General features: G+C 64.8%; 18 protein-coding genes. 3 read left to right on the top strand and 15 right to left on the bottom strand.

The genetic code is table 11. The features are described from left to right. Nucleotides 1-7: 7 nt before the first annotated feature. The 4 genes from ABV518_RS18415 to ABV518_RS18400 form a co-directional block, all read right to left on the bottom strand. A complete protein-coding gene (locus ABV518_RS18415) occupies nucleotides 8-925 on the bottom strand; it encodes an ATP-binding cassette domain-containing protein (protein ID WP_131134103.1) in 918 nt (305 codons plus the stop codon). Nucleotides 926-940: 15 nt separating this feature from the next. Beyond that, on the bottom strand, nucleotides 941-1,990 hold the full coding sequence (locus ABV518_RS18410; RefSeq protein ID WP_367769849.1) for an ABC transporter permease: 1,050 nt from the start codon (nucleotides 1,988-1,990) through the stop codon (nucleotides 941-943). Nucleotides 1,991-2,042: 52 nt separating this feature from the next. After that, nucleotides 2,043-3,038 (bottom strand): substrate-binding domain-containing protein, encoded by a 996-nt coding sequence (locus tag ABV518_RS18405; protein WP_367769846.1) that lies wholly within the window; start codon nucleotides 3,036-3,038, stop codon nucleotides 2,043-2,045. A gap of 217 nt (nucleotides 3,039-3,255) precedes the next feature. Continuing rightward, on the bottom strand, nucleotides 3,256-4,500 hold the full coding sequence (locus ABV518_RS18400) for an MFS transporter (RefSeq protein ID WP_367769843.1): 1,245 nt from the start codon (nucleotides 4,498-4,500) through the stop codon (nucleotides 3,256-3,258). Nucleotides 4,501-4,663: 163 nt separating this feature from the next. Between ABV518_RS18400 and ABV518_RS18395 the strand changes: the two genes are divergently transcribed. Continuing rightward, the gene (locus tag ABV518_RS18395) at nucleotides 4,664-5,113 is read left to right on the top strand and encodes a MarR family winged helix-turn-helix transcriptional regulator (protein ID WP_367769840.1); all 450 of its coding nucleotides are present in this window, start codon (nucleotides 4,664-4,666) and stop codon (nucleotides 5,111-5,113) included. A 66-nt stretch (nucleotides 5,114-5,179) separates the two neighbouring features. Here the strand turns inward: ABV518_RS18395 and ABV518_RS18390 are convergent, their stop codons facing one another. From ABV518_RS18390 to ABV518_RS18350, 9 genes are all read right to left on the bottom strand, one after another. Continuing rightward, the gene (locus ABV518_RS18390; protein ID WP_367769837.1) at nucleotides 5,180-6,616 is read right to left on the bottom strand and encodes a sugar porter family MFS transporter; all 1,437 of its coding nucleotides are present in this window, start codon (nucleotides 6,614-6,616) and stop codon (nucleotides 5,180-5,182) included. Between the two features lie 11 nt (nucleotides 6,617-6,627). Then, a complete protein-coding gene (locus ABV518_RS18385; protein WP_367769835.1) occupies nucleotides 6,628-7,500 on the bottom strand; it encodes a sugar phosphate isomerase/epimerase family protein in 873 nt (290 codons plus the stop codon). A 43-nt stretch (nucleotides 7,501-7,543) separates the two neighbouring features. Continuing rightward, the gene (locus ABV518_RS18380; RefSeq protein WP_367769832.1) at nucleotides 7,544-8,557 is read right to left on the bottom strand and encodes a Gfo/Idh/MocA family protein; all 1,014 of its coding nucleotides are present in this window, start codon (nucleotides 8,555-8,557) and stop codon (nucleotides 7,544-7,546) included. 37 nt (nucleotides 8,558-8,594) lie between these two features. After that, nucleotides 8,595-9,506: a sugar phosphate isomerase/epimerase family protein gene (locus ABV518_RS18375; RefSeq protein ID WP_367769829.1), complete on the bottom strand. Its 912-nt coding sequence runs from the start codon at nucleotides 9,504-9,506 to the stop codon at nucleotides 8,595-8,597. Between the two features lie 78 nt (nucleotides 9,507-9,584). Beyond that, a complete protein-coding gene (locus ABV518_RS18370; RefSeq protein WP_367769827.1) occupies nucleotides 9,585-11,099 on the bottom strand; it encodes a CoA-acylating methylmalonate-semialdehyde dehydrogenase in 1,515 nt (504 codons plus the stop codon). A gap of 42 nt (nucleotides 11,100-11,141) precedes the next feature. After that, on the bottom strand, nucleotides 11,142-13,070 hold the full coding sequence (gene iolD / locus ABV518_RS18365) for a 3D-(3,5/4)-trihydroxycyclohexane-1,2-dione acylhydrolase (decyclizing) (protein WP_367769824.1): 1,929 nt from the start codon (nucleotides 13,068-13,070) through the stop codon (nucleotides 11,142-11,144). 39 nt (nucleotides 13,071-13,109) lie between these two features. Next, nucleotides 13,110-14,060, bottom strand: a complete 951-nt coding sequence (locus ABV518_RS18360; RefSeq protein ID WP_367769821.1) for a deoxyribose-phosphate aldolase — start codon at nucleotides 14,058-14,060, stop codon at nucleotides 13,110-13,112. Further along, the gene (iolC, locus tag ABV518_RS18355; protein WP_367769817.1) at nucleotides 14,057-15,058 is read right to left on the bottom strand and encodes a 5-dehydro-2-deoxygluconokinase; all 1,002 of its coding nucleotides are present in this window, start codon (nucleotides 15,056-15,058) and stop codon (nucleotides 14,057-14,059) included. The genes ABV518_RS18360 and iolC overlap by 4 nt, the downstream gene beginning before the upstream one ends. A 206-nt stretch (nucleotides 15,059-15,264) precedes the next feature. Next, nucleotides 15,265-15,669 (bottom strand): tautomerase family protein, encoded by a 405-nt coding sequence (locus ABV518_RS18350; RefSeq protein WP_367769814.1) that lies wholly within the window; start codon nucleotides 15,667-15,669, stop codon nucleotides 15,265-15,267. A 176-nt stretch (nucleotides 15,670-15,845) separates the two neighbouring features. Here ABV518_RS18350 and ABV518_RS18345 point away from each other — a divergent pair, with 176 nt between their 5' ends. Both ABV518_RS18345 and ABV518_RS18340 read left to right on the top strand, forming a co-directional pair. Continuing rightward, nucleotides 15,846-16,205 carry an ArsR/SmtB family transcription factor gene (locus ABV518_RS18345; RefSeq protein ID WP_367769811.1) on the top strand — a complete coding sequence of 120 codons (360 nt, stop codon included), beginning with the start codon at nucleotides 15,846-15,848 and terminating at the stop codon, nucleotides 16,203-16,205. Then, complete coding sequence (locus ABV518_RS18340) at nucleotides 16,202-16,684, top strand: SRPBCC family protein (protein ID WP_367769808.1); 483 nt, start codon at nucleotides 16,202-16,204, stop codon at nucleotides 16,682-16,684. The genes ABV518_RS18345 and ABV518_RS18340 overlap by 4 nt, the downstream gene beginning before the upstream one ends. A gap of 133 nt (nucleotides 16,685-16,817) precedes the next feature. On the opposite strand, the gene sucD is transcribed toward ABV518_RS18340, so the two are convergent. After that, entirely contained in the window at nucleotides 16,818-17,720 is a 903-nt protein-coding gene (gene sucD, locus ABV518_RS18335) for a succinate--CoA ligase subunit alpha (RefSeq protein WP_131134119.1), read from the bottom strand. A gap of 11 nt (nucleotides 17,721-17,731) precedes the next feature. After that, a complete protein-coding gene (gene sucC, locus ABV518_RS18330) occupies nucleotides 17,732-18,901 on the bottom strand; it encodes an ADP-forming succinate--CoA ligase subunit beta (protein ID WP_131134120.1) in 1,170 nt (389 codons plus the stop codon). Nucleotides 18,902-19,078 lie beyond the last annotated feature (177 nt).

Below are 19,078 nucleotides of genomic sequence, written 5' to 3'. Positions count from 1 at the left end.
TCGGGAGTTAGTTGTAGGCCTTGCCGGTGGTCTGCGCCACGTCTGCCACTTCGTTCTGAACTTCCTTGACCACGTCGCCGTGGCCGCCGAGCTGTTCGAGTTCGTGGGCGAGTTCGGCCAGTTCCGCGCCGCCGGCCATCTGCGCGGTGAGCTCTTCGAGCGTGATGTCCTTCTTCTCGTAGTAACCGATCGATTTGCCGCGCTTGAGCAGCAGGAACCGGTCGCCCACGGGGAAGGCGTGGTGCGGGTTGTGGGTGATGAAGATGACGCCCAGGCCGCGGTCGCGGGCCTGCAGGATGTAGCGCAGGACCACGCCTGACTGCTTCACGCCGAGGGCCGCCGTCGGCTCGTCCAGGATCAGGACCTTCGCGCCGAAGTAGACGGCGCGGGCGATCGCGACACACTGGCGTTCACCGCCGGAGAGCTGCCCGATGGGCTGCTCCACGTCCCGCAGGTCGATGCCCATCTCGGCGAGTTCCTTCTTGGTGATGTCCTTCATCTTCTGGACATCCAGGCTCTTGAACGGGCCGAAGCCGGACGTCAGTTCAGAGCCGAGGAAGAAGTTCCGCCAGATCGGCATCAGCGGCACCACGGCGAGGTCCTGGTAGACGGTGGCGATGCCGGCGTCGAGGGCGTCGCGCGGGGAGCCGAACTTCCGCTCCTCCCCCATGATCTTCAGGACGCCGTCGTCGTGCTGGTGCAGGCCGGCGATGATCTTGATCAGGGTGGATTTGCCCGCGCCGTTGTCGCCCAGGACGCAGGTGACCCGGCCGTTGTCCACGGCCATGGTCACGTCGCTCAGCGCCAGGATGTTGCCGTAGTTCTTGCCCACCTTGTCCAGCGAGAGCAGGTGCACCGGCGTGTGCGTCAGTGGATCGGTTTCATTCTGAAGCAGGGTTGCTTGGTCGATCTGCTTGGCATTCATTTTCTCCGGGCCCCTTTACTTGAGCTCTGCTCGGCGCTTGACGATCAGGTTGACGATGGTGGCCAGCAGCAGCATCAGGCCCAGGAAGAACTTGAACCAGTCAGGGTTCCACTGGGCGTAGACGATGCCCTTGTTGGCCATGCCGAAGATGAAGGCGCCAATGGCCCCGCCAACAGCCGAGCCGTAGCCGCCGGTGAGGAGGCAGCCGCCGATCACCGCGGCGATGATGTAGAGGAACTCGTTGCCGACGCCTTCACCGGACTGCACGGTGTCGAAGGCGAAGAGGTTGTGCATGCCGAGGATCCAGCCGCAGAAGCCAACGCCCATGAACAGCCCGATCTTGGTGGCCTTGACCGGCACACCCACGGCGCGGGCCGCGTTCTCGTCCCCGCCGACGGCGAAGATCCAGTTCCCCACGCGGGTCCGCATCAGCACCCAGGTGGCGACTGCGACCAGCGCGATCCAGATGAACACCGTGATCTTGACGTCGATGCCGGCGATGTTCACCGAAGATGCGAAGACGCTGCGGGCGGTGTCGAAGCCGTCCATGTTGGAGATCGACGGCGATGAGACGGAGCCACCGATCAGGCGCGTGAGGCCCAGGTTGAGGCCGGTCAGCATCAGGAATGAGGCCAGGGTGACGATAAAGCTCGGGAGCTTGGTCTTCATCAGGATCCAGCCGTTGATGAAACCGATGGCCAGGGACACCAGCAAAGCCAGGATGACCCCCACCCAGACGTTCGTGCTGAAGTACCAGCTGAACATTGATGCCGTGAGCGCCGAGGAGATCACGGCGACGCCGGTGGAAAGGTCGAATTCCCCGCCGATCATCAGCAGCGAAACCCCTACTGCCATGATCCCGATCGTGGAGCTGCCGTACAGGATGGTGGCCAGGGCATTGGGCTGGGTAAACGTCGAGGACACCACAGCGAAAAAGACGAAGAGGACGATGGCGCCCACGAGGGCCCCAACCTCGGGCCGGCCGAGGAGCTGCTGCAAGGGACTGCGTTTGGCCACGCGTTCATCGGTGGCAGGTGATTTGGTTCTGGTCTGGGTGATGGTCATGATGATTCTCCTTGCTGCCGGGCCGGCGTTGGCCGGCCCGGCCAGCGGGCTGTTAGCGGATACCCTGTTCGGCGAACTTCAGGACTTCGGCGGCGTTGGACTGGTCGACGATGGCCGGACCGGTCAGGACCGACTGGCCGCCGCCGAGCTTGAACCCGCCGCGCTTGTTCTGCCACAGCGCATCCACGGCGCCGTAGCCCTGCAGCCATGGCTGCTGGTCCACGGTGAACAGCACGCTGCCGTCGGAAACCTTTTGGGCGAGTTCCTTGTTCAGGTCGAAGCTGGCAACCTTGGCCGTACTTCCGGCGGTGGCCACTGACTTCAGGAGCGTGAGGGTAATGGGAGCGCCCAGGCCGATGATGACATCAGCGTCCTTGGATGCCTGCAGCTTCGCGGTGGCCGTCGATTCGACCGACGTCATGTCCGCTCCGTTGACATACAGAATTTCCGTGCCGGGTACCTTGGACTTCACACCGGCACAGCGGGCCTCGAGGCCCACATGGCCCTGCGCCTGGATCACGCAGACCGGGTGCTTGTAGCCACCTGCCGCGAGCTTTGTTCCCACGGCCTGGCCGGCGAGCTGCTCGTTGGACCCGAAGTGCGTGAATGCCCCGAGCTGCGCGGAGACCGATTCGCCGGCATTGAAGCTGACGATGGGGATTCCCGCATCAGAGGCTTTCTTCAGCGCATCCTTCAAAGCATCGGGCGTGGCCAGGGTAACGGCGATGCCGTCCACCTTCTGGTCGATCGCCTGCTCGATCAGCTGCGCCTGCCGGCCGGCCTCCGGATCGGAGGTGTACAGCAGTTCAACGTTGTCTTTCGCTGCCGCTTCTTCTGCGCCCTTGCGAACGGTGTCCCAGAACGTGTCGCCGGCGGGGGCGTGGGCGATCAGGGCAATCTTCATCCGCTCCGTGGTGGCCACTTGGCCACCGCCGGCGCCTGTTCCGGTATCAGGGGCCCGGCCCCCGGTGCTTGAGCATGCGCTGAGCGCCAGCATGGGTACTACAGCCGCGGTCAGGGCCGCTTTACGCCAGGAAAAATGTGCCACCTATATCTCCTTTGATCGCAGGGTCCGGGCTGCCACTCTGCAGCCTCCGGAGCACTGTCTACCTCGATCATGGTGATTCAGTTCACTAATGTCAATAGTTTGTCCTGACATTAGGATGTTTTAACTTGAGCGGCCTCCTTGTGATACAAAAACACCGGGAGCAATGGCGGTGCCATCACTCCCGGTGCGGGGCCCGGAATCCTGCCGGGAGAGGTGCTTAGCTGTGGAAACTCGCGGCAACCGCGGCGGGTTCGGCACTCACGTGCTCGACGGCGGCGGGAGCCGGCGCTTCCGACGTCACCTCGCCTGCCCGGTGCCGCTCGTCAGCGGCCGCAGCGAAGGCCATCACCCCGAGGCCAAGCAGGGTGATGCCGGCGCCGGCCCAGATGGGTGAGGTATAGCCAAGGCCGGCGGTGATGGTCACGCCGCCAAGCCAGGCGCCGAGGGCATTGCCGACGTTGAAGGCGCCGATATTGGCGCCGGAGGCCAGGGTGGGTGCGCTGCTGGCATATTTCATAACGCGCATCTGCATGCCCGGGACGGCAGCGAAGCCGAAGCCGCCCATCAGGATGATGGCGGCGATCGTGAGCGGCTGGTTGCCGGCGGTCAGGGCGAAGGCCACCAGGACCACCGCCAGGACGGCGAGGACCACCAGGAGGGTGCGGTCAACATTGCGGTCCGCGGCCTTGCCGCCCACGGTGTTGCCAATGAAGAGTCCAATGCCGAAGAGGATCAGGATCCAGGGCACGGTGGCGGCCGCAAAGCCTGTCACTTCGGTGAGGGTGAAGGCGATGTAGGTGAAGGCGCCGAACATGCCGCCGTAGCCGAGGATGGTGACGAGGATGGAAAGCCAGACCTGGCCGGAGCGGAAGGCGCCCAGCTCCCTCCGCAGGCCGCCTGAAGCAGCGTCGCCACGGCCGGTCCTGGGCACCAGGGTCAGGATGCCGGCCAGTGCCAGAACGCCGATGCCGGTGATAGCCCAGAAGGTCGAGCGCCACCCGGCCGCCTGGCCCAGCATGGTGCCGAACGGGACGCCGAGGACGTTGGCGGCGGTCAGCCCGGTGAACATGATCGCGATGGCGCCGGCCTTTTTGGTGGGAGCCACCATGTCCGCGGCCACTACGGCGCCGATGCCAAAGAATGCACCGTGGGCCAGTGCGGCAACGATCCGGCCGATCATCATCACCGCGTAGTCCGGGGCGGCGGCCGAGATCAGGTTACCCGCCACAAAGAGCACCAGCAGGACGGCGAGCACGGGCTTGCGTTCGAAGCGCGTCACCGCCGCAGTGAGCAGCAGGGCGCCGACGACGACGGCGAGGGCGTAGCCGGAGATCAGCCAACCGGCCGTGGCCTCGCTGACATTGAAGTCGGCGGCCACTTCGGGCAGCAGGCCCATGATCACGAACTCGGTGAGTCCGATCCCAAACCCGCCAAGGGCGAGGGCTAGGAGGCCAAGAGGCATGGGAGTGCTCCTTCAGAAGCTGTACGGAAAGGAATAGGGCGCGTAAGCTAGTAGTTGCAGACGCGTTATTAATTGTTGCACAAGCAGATACTACGCGCAAGCAACTATTATTTGATGTGCCCTGATTCACGTTCCGGGGACAAAACTTTGAAGGGAATTGCAGATGGGCATCAAGGATGACGCCGTCGAAGTCCGGGCTCAGGGCTGGCGGACGCTGGCAGCCTTGCACGGCCTGATCGAATCGGAGCTCGAACGCTCGTTGCAGGCCGAAGCGAAGCTGTCAGTTGTTGAGTACACGGTGCTCGATGCCCTCGGCCGGCAGGACGGCTGGCATATGCGCATGCAGCAGCTGGCCCGCGCCACAGCGCTCAGCGCCAGTGCCACCACCCGTCTGGTCAACAGGCTGGAGGACCGCGGGCTGCTGACCCGCGTCCTGTGCGCCGACGACCGGCGCGGAATCTATACCGAGCTCACGGCCGGCGGGATCAAGCTGCTGGAGGAGGCACGCCCCGCCCACGATGCCACCCTGGAGCGGGCCCTCGCCCAGGCCCAGGAAGTGCCCGAGCTAGCCCCGCTGGTCGACGCGCTCCCCCGGCTCCACTCGCACGCCTGAGCAGTCAACGCACAAGCCCCGCCGGGGGCGCGGAAGCGCGCCCGGCGGGGCTTTTCTTTGGGTGACCTAGGCTACGGCCGCGTTCTTGAAGTAGTGCTCAAGGTCTTCGAGGCTCTTGTCCTTGGTTTCCGGCACCACGCGCTTTACCCAGACGATGGCTGCCAGCTGGATGGCCACGAAGATGAAGAACGTGGCTGACACCCCGATCCAGGCCACCATCTGCGGGAAGAAGAAGCCGATCAGGAAGTTGATCATCCACAGCACGAACACGCAGATGCCCATCCCGATGCCGCGCACGTGCATCGGGAAGATTTCTGACAGGGTCAGCCAGGTGACGGTGCCGATGCAGGACTGCATGGATGCCAGGAAGGTGACCATAAAGAGCAGCACCAGGTAGCCGCGGAGGGTGCCCTCGGGGACCGCCATCGATATCAGGCCGATGGCGAGCAGCGAGGACGAGGTTCCCGCCAGGCCGACGATCAGCATGGGCTTGCGGCGGACGCGGGTCATCAGGGACATGCCCACGATGACCGCCACCACCGACGTGACACCGTTGACGACGTTCGCAAGGAGGGCGCCCTGGTCCCCGAAGCCGGAACTGGAGAGTATCGATGTGCCGTAATACATGATGGCGTTGACGCCGCTGATCTGGTTGATAATGGCCATCCCGAGGCCCACCACGAAGATCCGGCGGATCCAGGGAACTGCGAGGTCCTTGAACGTGCCCATTTTGGATTGGTAGTCTTCGCGGGCTGCCTGCCGGACGTCATCGAATTCCGAGGAGATCTCGGCCGACGCCCGGGTCTTGCGCAGCACCTCCAGCACTTCGCCGAAGCGGCCTGCCGACGCGAGCCAGCGCGGGCTTTCGGGCAGCACAAGCATGCCGAACCACAGCACCACCGCGGGCAGTGTTGCGATGACCAGCATCCACCGCCACACACCGGACGCCTCCGGGAAGGCGTTGCCCAGGACAGCGTTGAACGTGAACGCCAGGAATTGGCCTGTAACGATCATGAGCTCGTTCTGCGTGACGATCCGCCCGCGTTGGGCGGCCGGCGACATTTCCGCCAGGTACACGGGCACGATCACCGACGCCCCACCCACGGCAAGGCCGAGGACGGTCCTGGCCACGACGAGCAGTTCCGTTGTTGGTGCGAAGGAGCAGGCGATCGTGGAGAGTGCGAAGATCAGGGCGAGCGCCATGATGGTCCGTCGCCTGCCGAAACGGTCCGAGAGCCGGCCGGCCGTGATGGCTCCGAACGCCGCGCCGAAAAGCAAGGTGGAGGTGACCAGGCCTTCAGTCAGCGGCGTCAGCCCGAGGTCGCGCTGCATAAAGGGCAGGGCGCCGTTGATCACGCCGGTGTCGTAGCCGAACAGCAGTCCGCCAAAAGTGGAGAACAGGGCCACCCGGCGCATGAACTTCTTGGGATTGCCGGCTGGGGCGGCAGGGCCTGCCAGGGACTGGGTTGAAGAACTCGAAAGCGTATTTTCTGTGTGCTTCATAGGGCGGCCCGCTACCGTGCTTTGGCGATGTAGTTGTTCATCGTGTCCAGCTGGTAGCGGGAGATTTCTTCGGCATTGTCGTCTTCTGCAAACACGCTGGAGACCATCACGGTGTCGTCGCGGTCCAGGAAGCCGATTTCCTGCAGTCCGCCGAAGAATTCCTCCCAGTTGACGTCGCCGTCGCCGATTTTCAGGTGCTGGTGCACGCGCACGGGGTTGCCCGGCGGGTTGGTGATGTACCGCAGGCCGTGGGAGGCGTGGTGGTCCATGGTGTCGGCGACGTGGACCAGGCGGAGCTTGTCCCCCGCAGCGCGCATGATGTCCAGCGGCGCGTTCTTCATGTGGAAGCTGTGCGACGCGACGTAGACCAGGCCCACGTTCTTCGAGTTCAGGCCCCGGATCACCCGGATGGCGGCAAGCCCTTCTTCGACGAAGTCGTCCGGGTGCGGGTCGATCAGCAGGTCGATGCCTTCACGTTCGATGATGGGCAGCAGTTCTTCCATGGAGCGGTAGAAGGCCCGCTCGGATTCTTCTGCTTTTTCCGGACGGCCGCTGAATTCGGTGTTCATGGTGCTGACGCCGAGGTCGACGGTGATCTGGATGGCGCGCTTCCAGTAGCGGACGGCGGCTTCCCGGGCGTCCTCGTCCGGCCCGGACCAGCGCAGGACCGGCAGGACGGAGGCGATCTCAATCCCGGCGTCCGTGCAGGCCTTCTTCAGCTGGCCCACAAGCTCGTCGTCGGCTTTGGGGTGGTTGTAGAACGGGATGAAGTCGGCGTGCGGGGTCATCTGCATGTACTTGTAGCCGAGGTCCGCCACCACCCGGGGGAATTCGAGCAGGCTGTGTGAGTGGTGGAACGGGGTGGGATCAAGTGCGATTTTCACGTGGAACACTCCATTGTGGATCAGTCCGAAAAGGGCGGGCGGGCTAGCTGTAGAGGGCAGGCTTGGAGTTCAGCTTCACGGCGACCTTTTCGCCGTTCTTCTGGGCCTCGACGCCGGCTTCGCAGCACGCCGCGGTGGCGTACCCGTCCCAGGCGGTGGGGCCGCCGATCTCGCCACGGACCGCAGCGTCCACCCACGACTGGATTTCGACGTCGTACGCGGCGCCGAAACGCTCCTCGAAGCCGGCGGTGACGTTGCCACCCCAGCGGCCGGCAGTGCGGGTGTAGGGACCCTTGTCGCCGCCGATGCTGACGACGCCTTCCTCGAAGGACGCCTGGGTGCCTACCTCGTAGCCGTAGTTCGCGTTGACGAAGATCTCGACGTCGGCGAGGACACCGGACTCGGTTTCCAGCAGCACGTGCTGGGGGTCGTGCTGGCCGGCGGGCGCGTTCTTCGTCGCCTTGCCCAGGCGCACCTGGACGGACGTGATTTCCTCACCGGTGAAGAACCGGATGGCGTCGAATTCGTGCACCACGGAGTCGTTGATCAGCATCTCGTTGGTGAAGCCGGGAGGGGTGGTGGGGTTGCGGTGCTGGTGGTGCAGCATCAGCAGCTCGCCGAGCTCCCCGTTGCGGATGATGTCGCCCAAGGCAGCGTATTCGGCGTCGAACCGGCGCATAAAACCAACCTGGATGCGCTTGCGGCCCAGCTTCTCTTCAGCCTGGACAATCTTCCACGAGGACTCGGCGTCCGGGGTCAGCGGCTTCTCGCAGAGGATGGGGATGTCCTTGGCGATCGCCTTGAGCAGGATGTCCTCGTGCAGGAAGCCCGGCGTGGCGATCAGCACGGCGTTGACATCACCGTTGTTCAGCGCCTCCTCGGCGTCGGACAGGGCCACGGCACCGGGGATGCCTTCGATGGCGGCCTGGGCGCGGACCAGGTCAACGTCGACGACGGCGGCCACTTCGGCGCCGTTGATGCGCTTGTGGAGGCGCTGGATGTGGTCCGCGCCCATGCGGCCGGCGCCGATGACGGCGACGCGAAGGGTTTCAGTCATTGATTCTTTCCTTACGTTTCGGTGCCCTGGGCGGACGCTAGTTGACGGCCGTGCGGGAGCCGCAGGACAGCAGGTAGTTGCGGGTGCGCTTGGCGATGGGCATGGGGATGTCGAAGGCCACTGGGTACATGTCCTGCTCTACTATGCCGAAGATGGGCCGGTTCAGAGCCTCCACTGCTTCGATGACGGCCCGCAGGTCCGGCAGCCCGTTCGGCGGCTCGGTCATCACGCCGGCAAGGTTTGCGGCGGCCCAGGTCATGTTTTCCTCGTTGACCTTCTTGAGGATGTCCGGGTTGATCTGCTTCAGGTGCAGGTAGCCGATGCGGTCCGGGTAGTTCTTGATCAGCTCAAGGCTGGAGGCTCCGCAGTATTCGGCGTGGCCGGTGTCCAGGCACAGGTTCAGGTACTTGCTGTCGGTGGCGGCCAGCAGGGTTTCGATGTCTTCCTGTGCTCCGACGTGGGAGTCTGCGTGCGAGTGGAACTGCTGCTGCAGGCCAAAGTCTTCCAGCAGGGTCTTGCCCAGGCGGTTGTGGCCTGCGAAGAGGTCGCCCCAGGCTTTTTCGGTGAGTTCGCCGCTTTCCACGGCTTCGCCGGTGACATCGTCACGCCACATGGCGGGGATGACCACGATGTGCTCGCCGCCCATGGCTGCGGTAAGCTCGGCGACCTTGCGGGCCGGCTCCCAGGCGGTCTCCCACTGGTCCAATCCGCGGTGGAACGCAGTGAAAACCGTTCCTGCGGTGACCTTCAAGTCGCGGGCCTTGAGTTCCTCCGCCAGCCTGGTGGGGTCGTTCGGCAGGTAACCGTACGGGCCCAGTTCGATCCACTTGTAGCCGGACTCGGCCACTTCGTCGAGGAACCGCTCCCACGGGGTCTGCTTGGGGTCATCCGCGAACCAGACGCCCCAGGAATCCGGTGCGGTGCCGATGATCAGCTTGTTCTCAGTCATATCTCAATCCTTTGCATCACCTGGTTTCGACAAGCTCAACCACCGGTGGTTGAGCTTGTCGAAACCAGGTGGGCCTCGTTAGTTGGAGGGGAAGTTGTAGCTTGCGCCGGAGGCGTGGGTGGGTTCGGGCCAGCGGGACGTCACTACTTTGCCGCGGGTGTAGAAGGAGACGCCTTCGGGGCCGTAGATGTGCTTGTCACCGAACAGGGAAGCCTTCCAGCCGCCGAAGGAGTGGTAGGCCACCGGGACCGGCAGGGGGACGTTGATGCCGATCATGCCCACGCTCACGGAGCGCTGGAACTTCCGGGCGTTCGCGCCGGAGGAGGTGAAGATCGCGGTGCCGTTGCCGTACGGGTTGGCGTTGATCAGGGCGATGCCGGCGTCGAGGTCCTCCACGCGGACGACGACGAGCACGGGTCCGAAGATTTCCTCCGTGTAGGCGGTCATTCCGGTCTTCACGTGGTCGATTACCGTGGGTCCGACCCAGAAGCCGTCCTCGTGGCCGGGGACGACGAGGTCGCGGCCGTCCACGACCATGGCCGCGCCTGCGGTTTCGGCCTCGGTGACGATCTTCACGATGCGTTCCTTGGACGCCGGGGTGATGACCGGGCCCATTTCGGCGCCGGGTGCGGTGCCGTTGTTGACCTTCACGGCCAGGGCGCGCTCTTCGACCTTTTTGACGATCAGGTCCGCGGCGTCCCCGACGGCGACGGCGACGGAGATCGCCATGCAGCGCTCCCCGGCGGAGCCGAACGCGGCGGCGGCGAGGTGGTCCGCGGCGTTGTCCAGGTCCGCGTCCGGCATGATGATGGCGTGGTTCTTCGCCCCGCCCAGCGCCTGGACCCGCTTGCCGTGCCTGGTCGCGGTCTCGTGGACGTACTGGGCGATCGGAGTGGACCCAACAAAACTAATGCCGTCCACGTCCGGGTGGGTCAGGAGCCCCTCGACGGTTTCCTTGTCACCGTGCAGGACCTGGAACACCCCGTCGGGCAGGCCGGCCTGCTTGAACAGCTTCGCGAGCAGCATCGACGCGGAAGGGTCACGTTCGGAGGGCTTGAGGATGAACGCATTGCCGGTGGCGATCGCCATCGGGGCCATCCACAACGGCACCATGACGGGGAAGTTGAACGGGGTGATGCCCGCGACGACGCCGAGCGGCTCACGGAAGGAGAAGACGTCGATGCCGGTGGAGACCTGGTCCGAGTAGTCGCCCTTGAGCAGGGTCGGGATGCCGCAGGCGAACTCGATGACCTCCAGGCCGCGGCCGATCTCGCCCTTGGCGTCGGAGAGGACCTTGCCGTGCTCGGCAGTGATCAGTTCAGCGAGCTCGTCCACGTGCGCGGCAACGAGTTCGCGGAACTTGAACAGCACGTTGGTGCGCTTGGCCAGGGAAATATCACCCCAGGAATCGGCGGCGGCACGGGCAGCGGCGACAGTGGCGTCCAGGTCGGCCCGGTTGGCCAGCCGCAGCTGGGCGGACACGGCACCGGTGGCCGGGTTGTAGACGGGCTGGGTGCGGGTGCCTTCACCGGCGGTTTCGGCGCCGTTGATGAAATGGTTGATGGTGGTGGTCTCAGTGGTGGTGGCAGTCATGGGACTCTTCCTTGAGTAGTCGAAGGGGCTGAAGAGAAGGATTTAGCCGAGCAGTTTGCGCTGGCGGGCCTTGTGGTCGGTGTAGGTCTGGAAGGCCTGCTGGGTGGAGTCGAGCTCGGAGACCTGGGAGACAGGAACGTCCCACCACGACTCGGAGCTCGGCGCGTCAAGCAGCGGATCGGATTCAACGTGGATCAGGATGGGCCCACCGCGCTCCGGGGCGGCTTTGGCGTCCCGGATGGCCTGCTCGAGCTCGGCGATGACCTTCTCCCCCGGTTCGATCCGGACCACCTTCACGCCGAGGCTTTCGGCGTTCAGGGCCAGGTCCACGGGGAGGGTGTCGCCCTCGTCGAAGCTGTGCTGCTCCTCGTCCAGGGCACGGTACTGGGTGCCGAACCGCTGCGAGCCGAGCGATTCGGAAAGCGAACCGATGGAGGCGTAGCCGTGGTTCTGGATCAGGACCACAATCAGCTTGATCCGTTCGGCGACGGCGGTGACCAGTTCGGTGTGCATCATCAGGTAGGAGCCGTCCCCCACCATCACAACGACGTCCCGCTGCGTTCCGCCGCGGGCGGCCTCAGCAAGGGCGGCGCGCTTAACGCCGAGGCCGCCGGGGATTTCGTAGCCCATGCAGGAGTACGCGTATTCCACGTGGTAGCCGAACGGGTCCCGGACCCGCCACATCTTGTGCAGGTCCCCGGGCAGCGAGCCCGCAGCGCAAATGACGACGTCGGGCGCGTCCATGGCCCGGGAGGTGGCGCCGATGATCTCGTTCTGCGCCGGCAGCGGCGTGAACCGGGTATCGAACGCCTCATCCACGGTGGCGTCCCAACGCTGCTTCTCCGCAACAACCTGGGCTTCGAGGTCCGCGCCGACGCGGTACCCGCCCAAGGCTGCGTTGAGCTTGACCAGGGCCTTGCGGGCGTCGGCCACGATCGGGAGGGTAGTGCCGTGCTTGTACGCGTCGATGGCGGCGACGTTGATGTTGATGAAGCGCACGTCCGGGTTCTGGAACGCGGTCCGCGACGCGGTGGTGAAGTCCTCATACCGGGTGCCGATCCCGATGATCAGGTCCGCCTCCGCGGCGATGGCGTTCGCCGCCGTCGTACCCGTCGAACCGATCGCCCCGAGGGAGAACGGGTGGTCCCAGGGAAGGACACCGACGCCGGCCTGGGTGTTCCCCACCGTGATCCCCGTCAGCTCGGCGAACGTGGCCAGTTCATCGTTGGCGTAGGCGTAGAGGACGCCGCCGCCGGCGATGATCAGGGGCCGCTTCGCGGCACGGATGGCCTCGGCGGCGCGGCGGATGTCCTCGTCGTCGGCGTCGGGGCGGCGGATCCGCCACTCGCGCTCGGCCAGGAACTCCTCGGGCACGTCGAAGGCCTCGGCCTGGACATCCTGCGGGAGGGAGATGGTGACCGCCCCGGTTTCGGCCGGATCGGTCAGGACCCGCAGGCCGTGGTGGAACGCCGAGAACAGCTGCTCCGGCCGGGAAACCCGGTCAAAAAACTTGGACAGCGGCCGGAAGGCGTCATTGACGGTGATGTCGTAGGCGTAGGGCTGCTCCAGCTGCTGCAGGACCGGGTCCGCGGCGCGCGTGGCAAAGGTGTCACTCGGCAGCAGCAGAACCGGCAGCCGGTTGGTGGTGGCCAGCGCAGCCCCGGTCAGCAGGTTCGAGGAACCCGGCCCGATCGAGGTGCTGATCGCGAATGTCTGGCGGCGGCGGGTGTGCCGGGCATAACCCACGGCCTGGTGCGCCTGGGCCTGTTCGTTGCGGCCCTGGTAATACGGCATGATCTTCGGGTCAAGCTGCTGGTACTGCTTCAAAGCCTGCCCGACGCCGGCGACGTTGCCGTGCCCGAAAATGCCGAACGTGCCCGGGATCAGTCGTTCCCGGTAGTCCTCGCTGCCGATGCGGTCAACGGTGTACTGCTTGGACAGGTATTCCACCACGGCCTGTGCGACCGTCATTCGGCGGGTCCCGGTTGCTGTTCTCGTCCCCATGGGAAGTTACTCCGATACTTCTGCGGTGTGGGCTGGTGCGGTGTGGTGAAGGAGGGAGGCGGCGGTTGCCACGGCGCCGGCAACATCGCCGTCGGCCGGATAGAGCAGTGTCCGTCCGACGGTGAGGCCCTGCACGCCCGGGAGGGCCAGGGCGGCCTGCCAGCTGGCGAACACCTCGTCCTGGGTGCCGTCCGGGTCCCCGCCCAGGAGCACGGTGGGCATGGTGGTGGCCGCCATGACCCGTTCCATCTCGGCCACTACGGGCAGCTTCATCCACGTGTAGGCGCTGGTGGAACCCAGGCCTTCGGCAATCGCGATGGACTTGATCACGGCGTTGGTGGAGAGGTCGTTGCGGACCTTGCCGTTTTCCCGGAGGGAGAGGAACGGTTCCACCATGGCGATCAGCCTGCGCTCAGCAAGGGAGTCGATGGCCTTGGCCGTAGCCTCAAGCATGGACACTGTGTCCGGGTCGCCCAGGCAGATGCGTGTCAGCATCTTCCCGCCGTCGGCACCGAGGGCTTCCAGCGCTGCCGCCGTGTGTCCGGTGAAACGATCATCGAATTCGTTGATCAGGCCGGACAGCCCGCCGCGGTTCATTGACCCGAAAACCAGTTTGCCGTCCAGGGCGCCCAGCAGGAGCAGGTCATCCATGATGTCCGGCGAGGCCAGCACGCCGTCCACCTCCGGGTTGGCCAGCGCAATCTGCAGCCGGTCCAGCAGCTGCCGGCGGTCCGCCATGGCCACCGGATCATTCCCGACGGCGAGGGCTCCCCGCGCGGGGTGGTCCGCCGCGACGATGAAGTTCTGCCGGCCGTACTTCAGGCCGGGGTGGCGTCGCCGCGCCGCGGCGGCCCGGGCAACGGCGTCCGGATCCTCGAGCCGGATGGTGCTCAGGTGGGCGTAGCGGCGTGGATCGTCGTCCAGGGCATTGTTCGAGGCGAGGGGTGTGAGTGTCACAGTGCTGCTCCTTGCGGGACTGACGTGACGGGAACCGGGCGGCCGCGTTCGGCCAGCAGCGAGGTGACCTCGTCCGGTGTCGGCATCGCATCGGCGCAGGACAAACGGGAGGCAACAATCGCGCCGGCGGCGTTGGCGTAGTCCAGGACCTGGGCCAGCGGCCAGCCGCAGAGCAGTCCGTGGCAGAAGGCTCCGCCGAAGGAATCTCCGGCGCCGAGGCCGTTGACGGTCTCCACAGGCACAGGGGCGGACACCACACGCTCGGTGCGTGTCTTCGCCATGACGCCCTCCGGGCCGAGTTTGACGACGGCGATCTCAACTCCGGCGGCGAGCAGGCGGTCGGCCTGCTCGTCAGGGGTTCCCTCCCCCACCGCGACGGCGCATTCCTTGTCGTTGCCGATGGCAACCGTGACGTGCGGCAGGATCTTGGCGACCTGGGCCCGCGCTTCCTCTTCCGATGCCCAGAACATCGGGCGGTAGTCCAGGTCCAGGATGGTGAATTGGCCGTCTTTCAGGCCGGCCTGCGGGCGAGCCTCATGCGCTTTGATGTGGGCTTCGCGGCTGGGCTCCTGGCACAGGCCCGTGACGGTGGACCAGAAGATCCGCGCGTCCCGGATGGCGTCCAGGTCGAGCTCTTCGGCCTTGATCTGGAGGTCGGGTGCTGTGGGGAAACGTCCGTAGAAGTACAGCGGGAAGTCCTCGGGCGGCTTGATCGCGCAGAAGGTCACCGCGGTGGGCCACTCCTTCACGGGCGTGACAAAGGAATCATCAACATTGAACTTCTTCAGTTCCCGGTGAAGATACGTTCCGAACGCGTCATCGCCGGTGCGGGTGATCACGCCGGTCCGGCGGCCGTGCCGGGCAGCCGCCACGGCGACGTTCGACGGCGATCCGCCAAGGTACTTTCCAAAGGAGGTCACGTCCTCCAGATCCACCCCGATGTCATTCGGGTAGATATCAACGCTGATGCGCCCGATCGTGAGCAGTTCGTGGGTCACGGTAATCGCGGACCTTTCTTGTTTGAACTCTGTACCTCAAAACAGCTAGAGCCCGGTGCCTGGCTGACCCCTCCATGAGCGGGGTCACATCCACTACTCTGCCCTAGAATCAATGTCCTGTCAAAGGTTTGTACTGACATGTTTACAACTTGCCATAGGAGGCCACGGAGCCCACAATCGGAGCCCTTAGCCTGCCGGAAATGGCGCTATTTACGGGGTACGGCCAGTTCGCCGGTGACGTACTGGGCCCTGCCAAAGCCGAACGACCAGTCGCCCGCCGCGTTCTCCACGTAGCCGATGAAGACGTCCTCGCCGGCCACGCCCACGCTTTCCAGCCTCGCGGCGATGGCGGCAAAAAGTGACTGTTTGGCCTCCTGGCTGCGGCCGGCCTGAGTGAAGATCTGAATCATCACCACATCCAGGGTGCGCTCGAAGCCCAGTCCGGCATCCTGCGCCACAATCTGCCCCTCCGGATGTTCGGTCAGGACGTGGAAGTAGTCCCGCTCCGGAATCCCATACTCCGACAGGATCGCATCGTGGATCCCCCGGCTCAGTCGGCGCAGATCCTCGGGGCTGCGCCCCTGATTAACATCTATTCGTACCAGCGGCACAGTAGCTCCCTCAACTAGTTTGTCCTGACATACTAACAAACTACTCAAGCTGCGAACAAAGTTTCGTCCACAACCCCTTGCCGTCCGGCGGTTCCAGGAGTAGCCTTAAACAACCAAGAGGTTGATAAAGCAATTGATTGATTACGTTGGCAGGCACGTGGCGGGAGGTGGCGGGGATGGACAGCAACGATGCGCTCCTCGATGCAGCATTCACGGCCTTGGCCGACCCCGTCCGCCGCCGCATCATCGCCCGGCTCAGCCGGGGCCCCGCCACCGTTAACGAACTTGCGGAACCATTCGCGATCACCAAACAGGCGGTCTCGAAGCACATCCAGGTCCTCGAACAGGCGCAGTTGGTCACACGTACGCGTGACGCGCAGCGCCGGCCCGTCCACCTGAACCCCGCACGACTGGAGGCGCTCACCGCCTGGATTGACCAGTACCGGTTGGTCCGCGAGGGGCAGTTCCGCAGCCTCGATGCCGTGCTCCACTCCAGCGCCGCCGCAAGCGGCACACAGGCAAAGGACCCATCATGAGCAATGAACTGAAACTCAGCATCCCCGAAGGACTCCCTTTTATCGACTACGAGCGTGAGTTCGATTTCCCGGTCGCGGACGTGTTCCGCGCGCACAAGGAGCCGGACCTGATCGTCCAGTGGCTCGGCCCGCGGGGACTGAAGATGGACATCGACCACTACGACTTCCGCACCGGCGGCACCTACAGCTACCTGCACACGGGGCCCGACGGCGTCGCCTATCAGTTCAGCGGGGTCTTCCACACGGTCCGGGAAAACGAATTCGCCATCCAGACCTTCGAGTTCGGCGGCTACCCGGATGTTGTCAGCCTCGAATTCATGACGTTTGAGGATCTCGGCAACGGACGCACCCGCCTGCGCGGCCACTCCGTCTACCCCACCCAGGAGGCCCGGGACGGCATGGCGCAGTCCGGCATGGAGGGCGGCCTGACTGAGGGCTACGAGCGGCTGGATGAGCTGCTCAGCGGCGCAAAGGTCTAGGACCGAAAAGTACGACGACGGACGGTCACTTTCCCGGGGAAGGTGACCGTCCGTCGTCGTACTTTAACCAAAAAACGCGGGGCCACCTTGCCGTCCAAGGACGGCAGGTGGCCCCGCGCTCTGTGCTGTGAACTTAGAGCGCTGCGTAGACTTCCCGCAGCAGCTTGGCGGTCTCGGACGGCGTCTTGCCGACCTTCACGCCTGCAGCCTCGAGTGCTTCCTTCTTGGCCTGGGCGGTTCCTGCGGAACCGGAGACGATGGCGCCGGCGTGGCCCATGGTCTTGCCTTCGGGAGCGGTGAAGCCGGCCACGTAGCCAACAACGGGCTTGGTGACGTTGGCCTTGATGAAGTCAGCCGCACGCTCTTCAGCGTCGCCGCCGATTTCGCCGATCATGACGATCGCCTTGGTCTCGGGGTCAGCCTCGAACGCAGCCAGGGCGTCGATGTGGGTGGTTCCGATGACGGGGTCGCCGCCGATGCCGATGGCGGTGGAGAAGCCGAGGTCACGCAGCTCGTACATCATCTGGTAGGTCAGGGTTCCGGACTTGGAAACCAGGCCGATGGGGCCCTTGCCCGTAATGTTGTTCGGCGTGATGCCGACCAGCGCTTCGCCGGGGGTGATGATGCCGGGGCAGTTCGGTCCGATGATGCGGGTGACCTGCTTGCCGTCGGCGTCAACCGTGGCCTGGGCCAGTGCCCAGAATTCGGCGGAGTCCTGGACCGGCACGCCTTCGGTGATGACTACAACGAGGCCGATGCCGGCTTCGATGGCTTCAACAACGGCGTTCTTGGTGAATGCCGGCGGGACAAAGACGATGGAGACGTCAGCGCCGGTTTCGGCCATGGCTTCCTTGACGGTGCCAAAGACGTTGATTTCGTTGTCGCCGTGCAGGACCGTGGTGCCGGCCTTGCGGGCGTTGACGCCACCAACAATGTTGGTGCCGGCCTTCAGCATCAGGGCGGTGTGCTTGGTGCCTTCGCCGCCGGTGATGCCCTGGACGATGACCTTGGAGTCCTTGTTCAGATAGATAGACATGGTGCGTCCCTTTACTTAGCTGCGTTGGCGAGCTCGGCGGCCTTGTCGGCGCCCTCGTCCATGGTGGCGGCCAGGGTAACCAGCGGGTGGTTGGCCTCGGCCAGGATGCGGCGGCCTTCCTCAACGTTGTTGCCGTCGAGGCGGACTACCAGCGGCTTGTTCGCGGAGGAGCCCAGCTCAGCCAGGGCGCCAACGATGCCCTTGGCCACGGCGTCACACGCGGTGATGCCACCGAAGACGTTCACGAACACGGACTTGACCTGCTCGTCACCGAGGATGACGTCGAGGCCGGCCGCCATGACCTCGGCGGATGCTCCACCGCCGATGTCCAGGAAGTTGGCGGGCTTGACGTTGCCGTGGTTTTCGCCGGCATAGGCAACGACGTCCAGCGTGGACATAACCAGGCCTGCACCGTTGCCGATGATGCCAACGGAGCCGTCCAGCTTGACGTAGTTCAGGTCCTGCGCCTTGGCCTTGGCCTCGAGCGGGTCCGCAGCGTCCTTGTCCTCGAGGAGGGCGTGCTTGGCGTGGCGGAACTCCGCGTTCTCGTCGAGGGAGACCTTGCCGTCCAGTGCCACGATGTCGCCGGCACCGGTCTTGACCAGCGGGTTGACCTCAACGAGGGTGGCGTCTTCCTTCTTGAAGACGTCCCACAGCTTGAGGATCACGGCGGCGACCTTGCCGCGCAGTTCCTCAGCGAAGCCGGCGGCTGCAACGATTTCGTCAGCCTTGGCCTGGTCGATGCCGACGGCGGGATCGATGGCGATCTTGGCCAGCGCTTCCGGACGTTCGACGGCGAGCTGCTCGATCTCCATGCCGCCCTCTACCGAGCACATGGCCAGGTAGTTGCGGTTTGCCCGGTCCAGCAGGACGGAGAAGTAGTACTCCTCGGCAATGTCAGCACCCTGGGCGATCATCACCTTGTTGACCGTGTGGCCCTTGATATCCATGCCCAGGATGTTGGTGGAGTGCTCAAGTGCCTCGTCGGCGGTCTTGGCAACCTTGACGCCGCCGGCCTTACCGCGGCCACCGGCCTTAACCTGGGCCTTAACGACAGTTACGCCGCCGATCTTCTCGGCAGCTGCCTTTGCTTCTTCTGGGGTGTACGCCACGATGCCAGCAAGCACGGGTACACCGTGCGCCTCGAACATATCGCGCGCCTGGTATTCAAACAGGTCCACGGTTTAGTGTCCTTCTACGTCGAAGTAGTTTCTGTACAGTCGGGCACCATCGAAGACGGTGACCGGGCTGCGGAATTGCAAGCACCTGCGACTGGTTGGAAACGAGCCACGCGGCGCAATGCTCCTTTCGGAACTCTAGTCCTTTCTGGGGACCGGCCCGTCCCAGACTACCGCTTA

It is taken from the genome of Arthrobacter sp. HS15c (assembly GCF_040812005.1).
Taxonomy (GTDB): Bacteria; Actinomycetota; Actinomycetes; order Actinomycetales; family Micrococcaceae; genus Arthrobacter.
The sequence above is the reverse complement of the archived record's forward strand: the minus strand, read 5'-3'. Positions and strand labels throughout refer to the sequence as shown.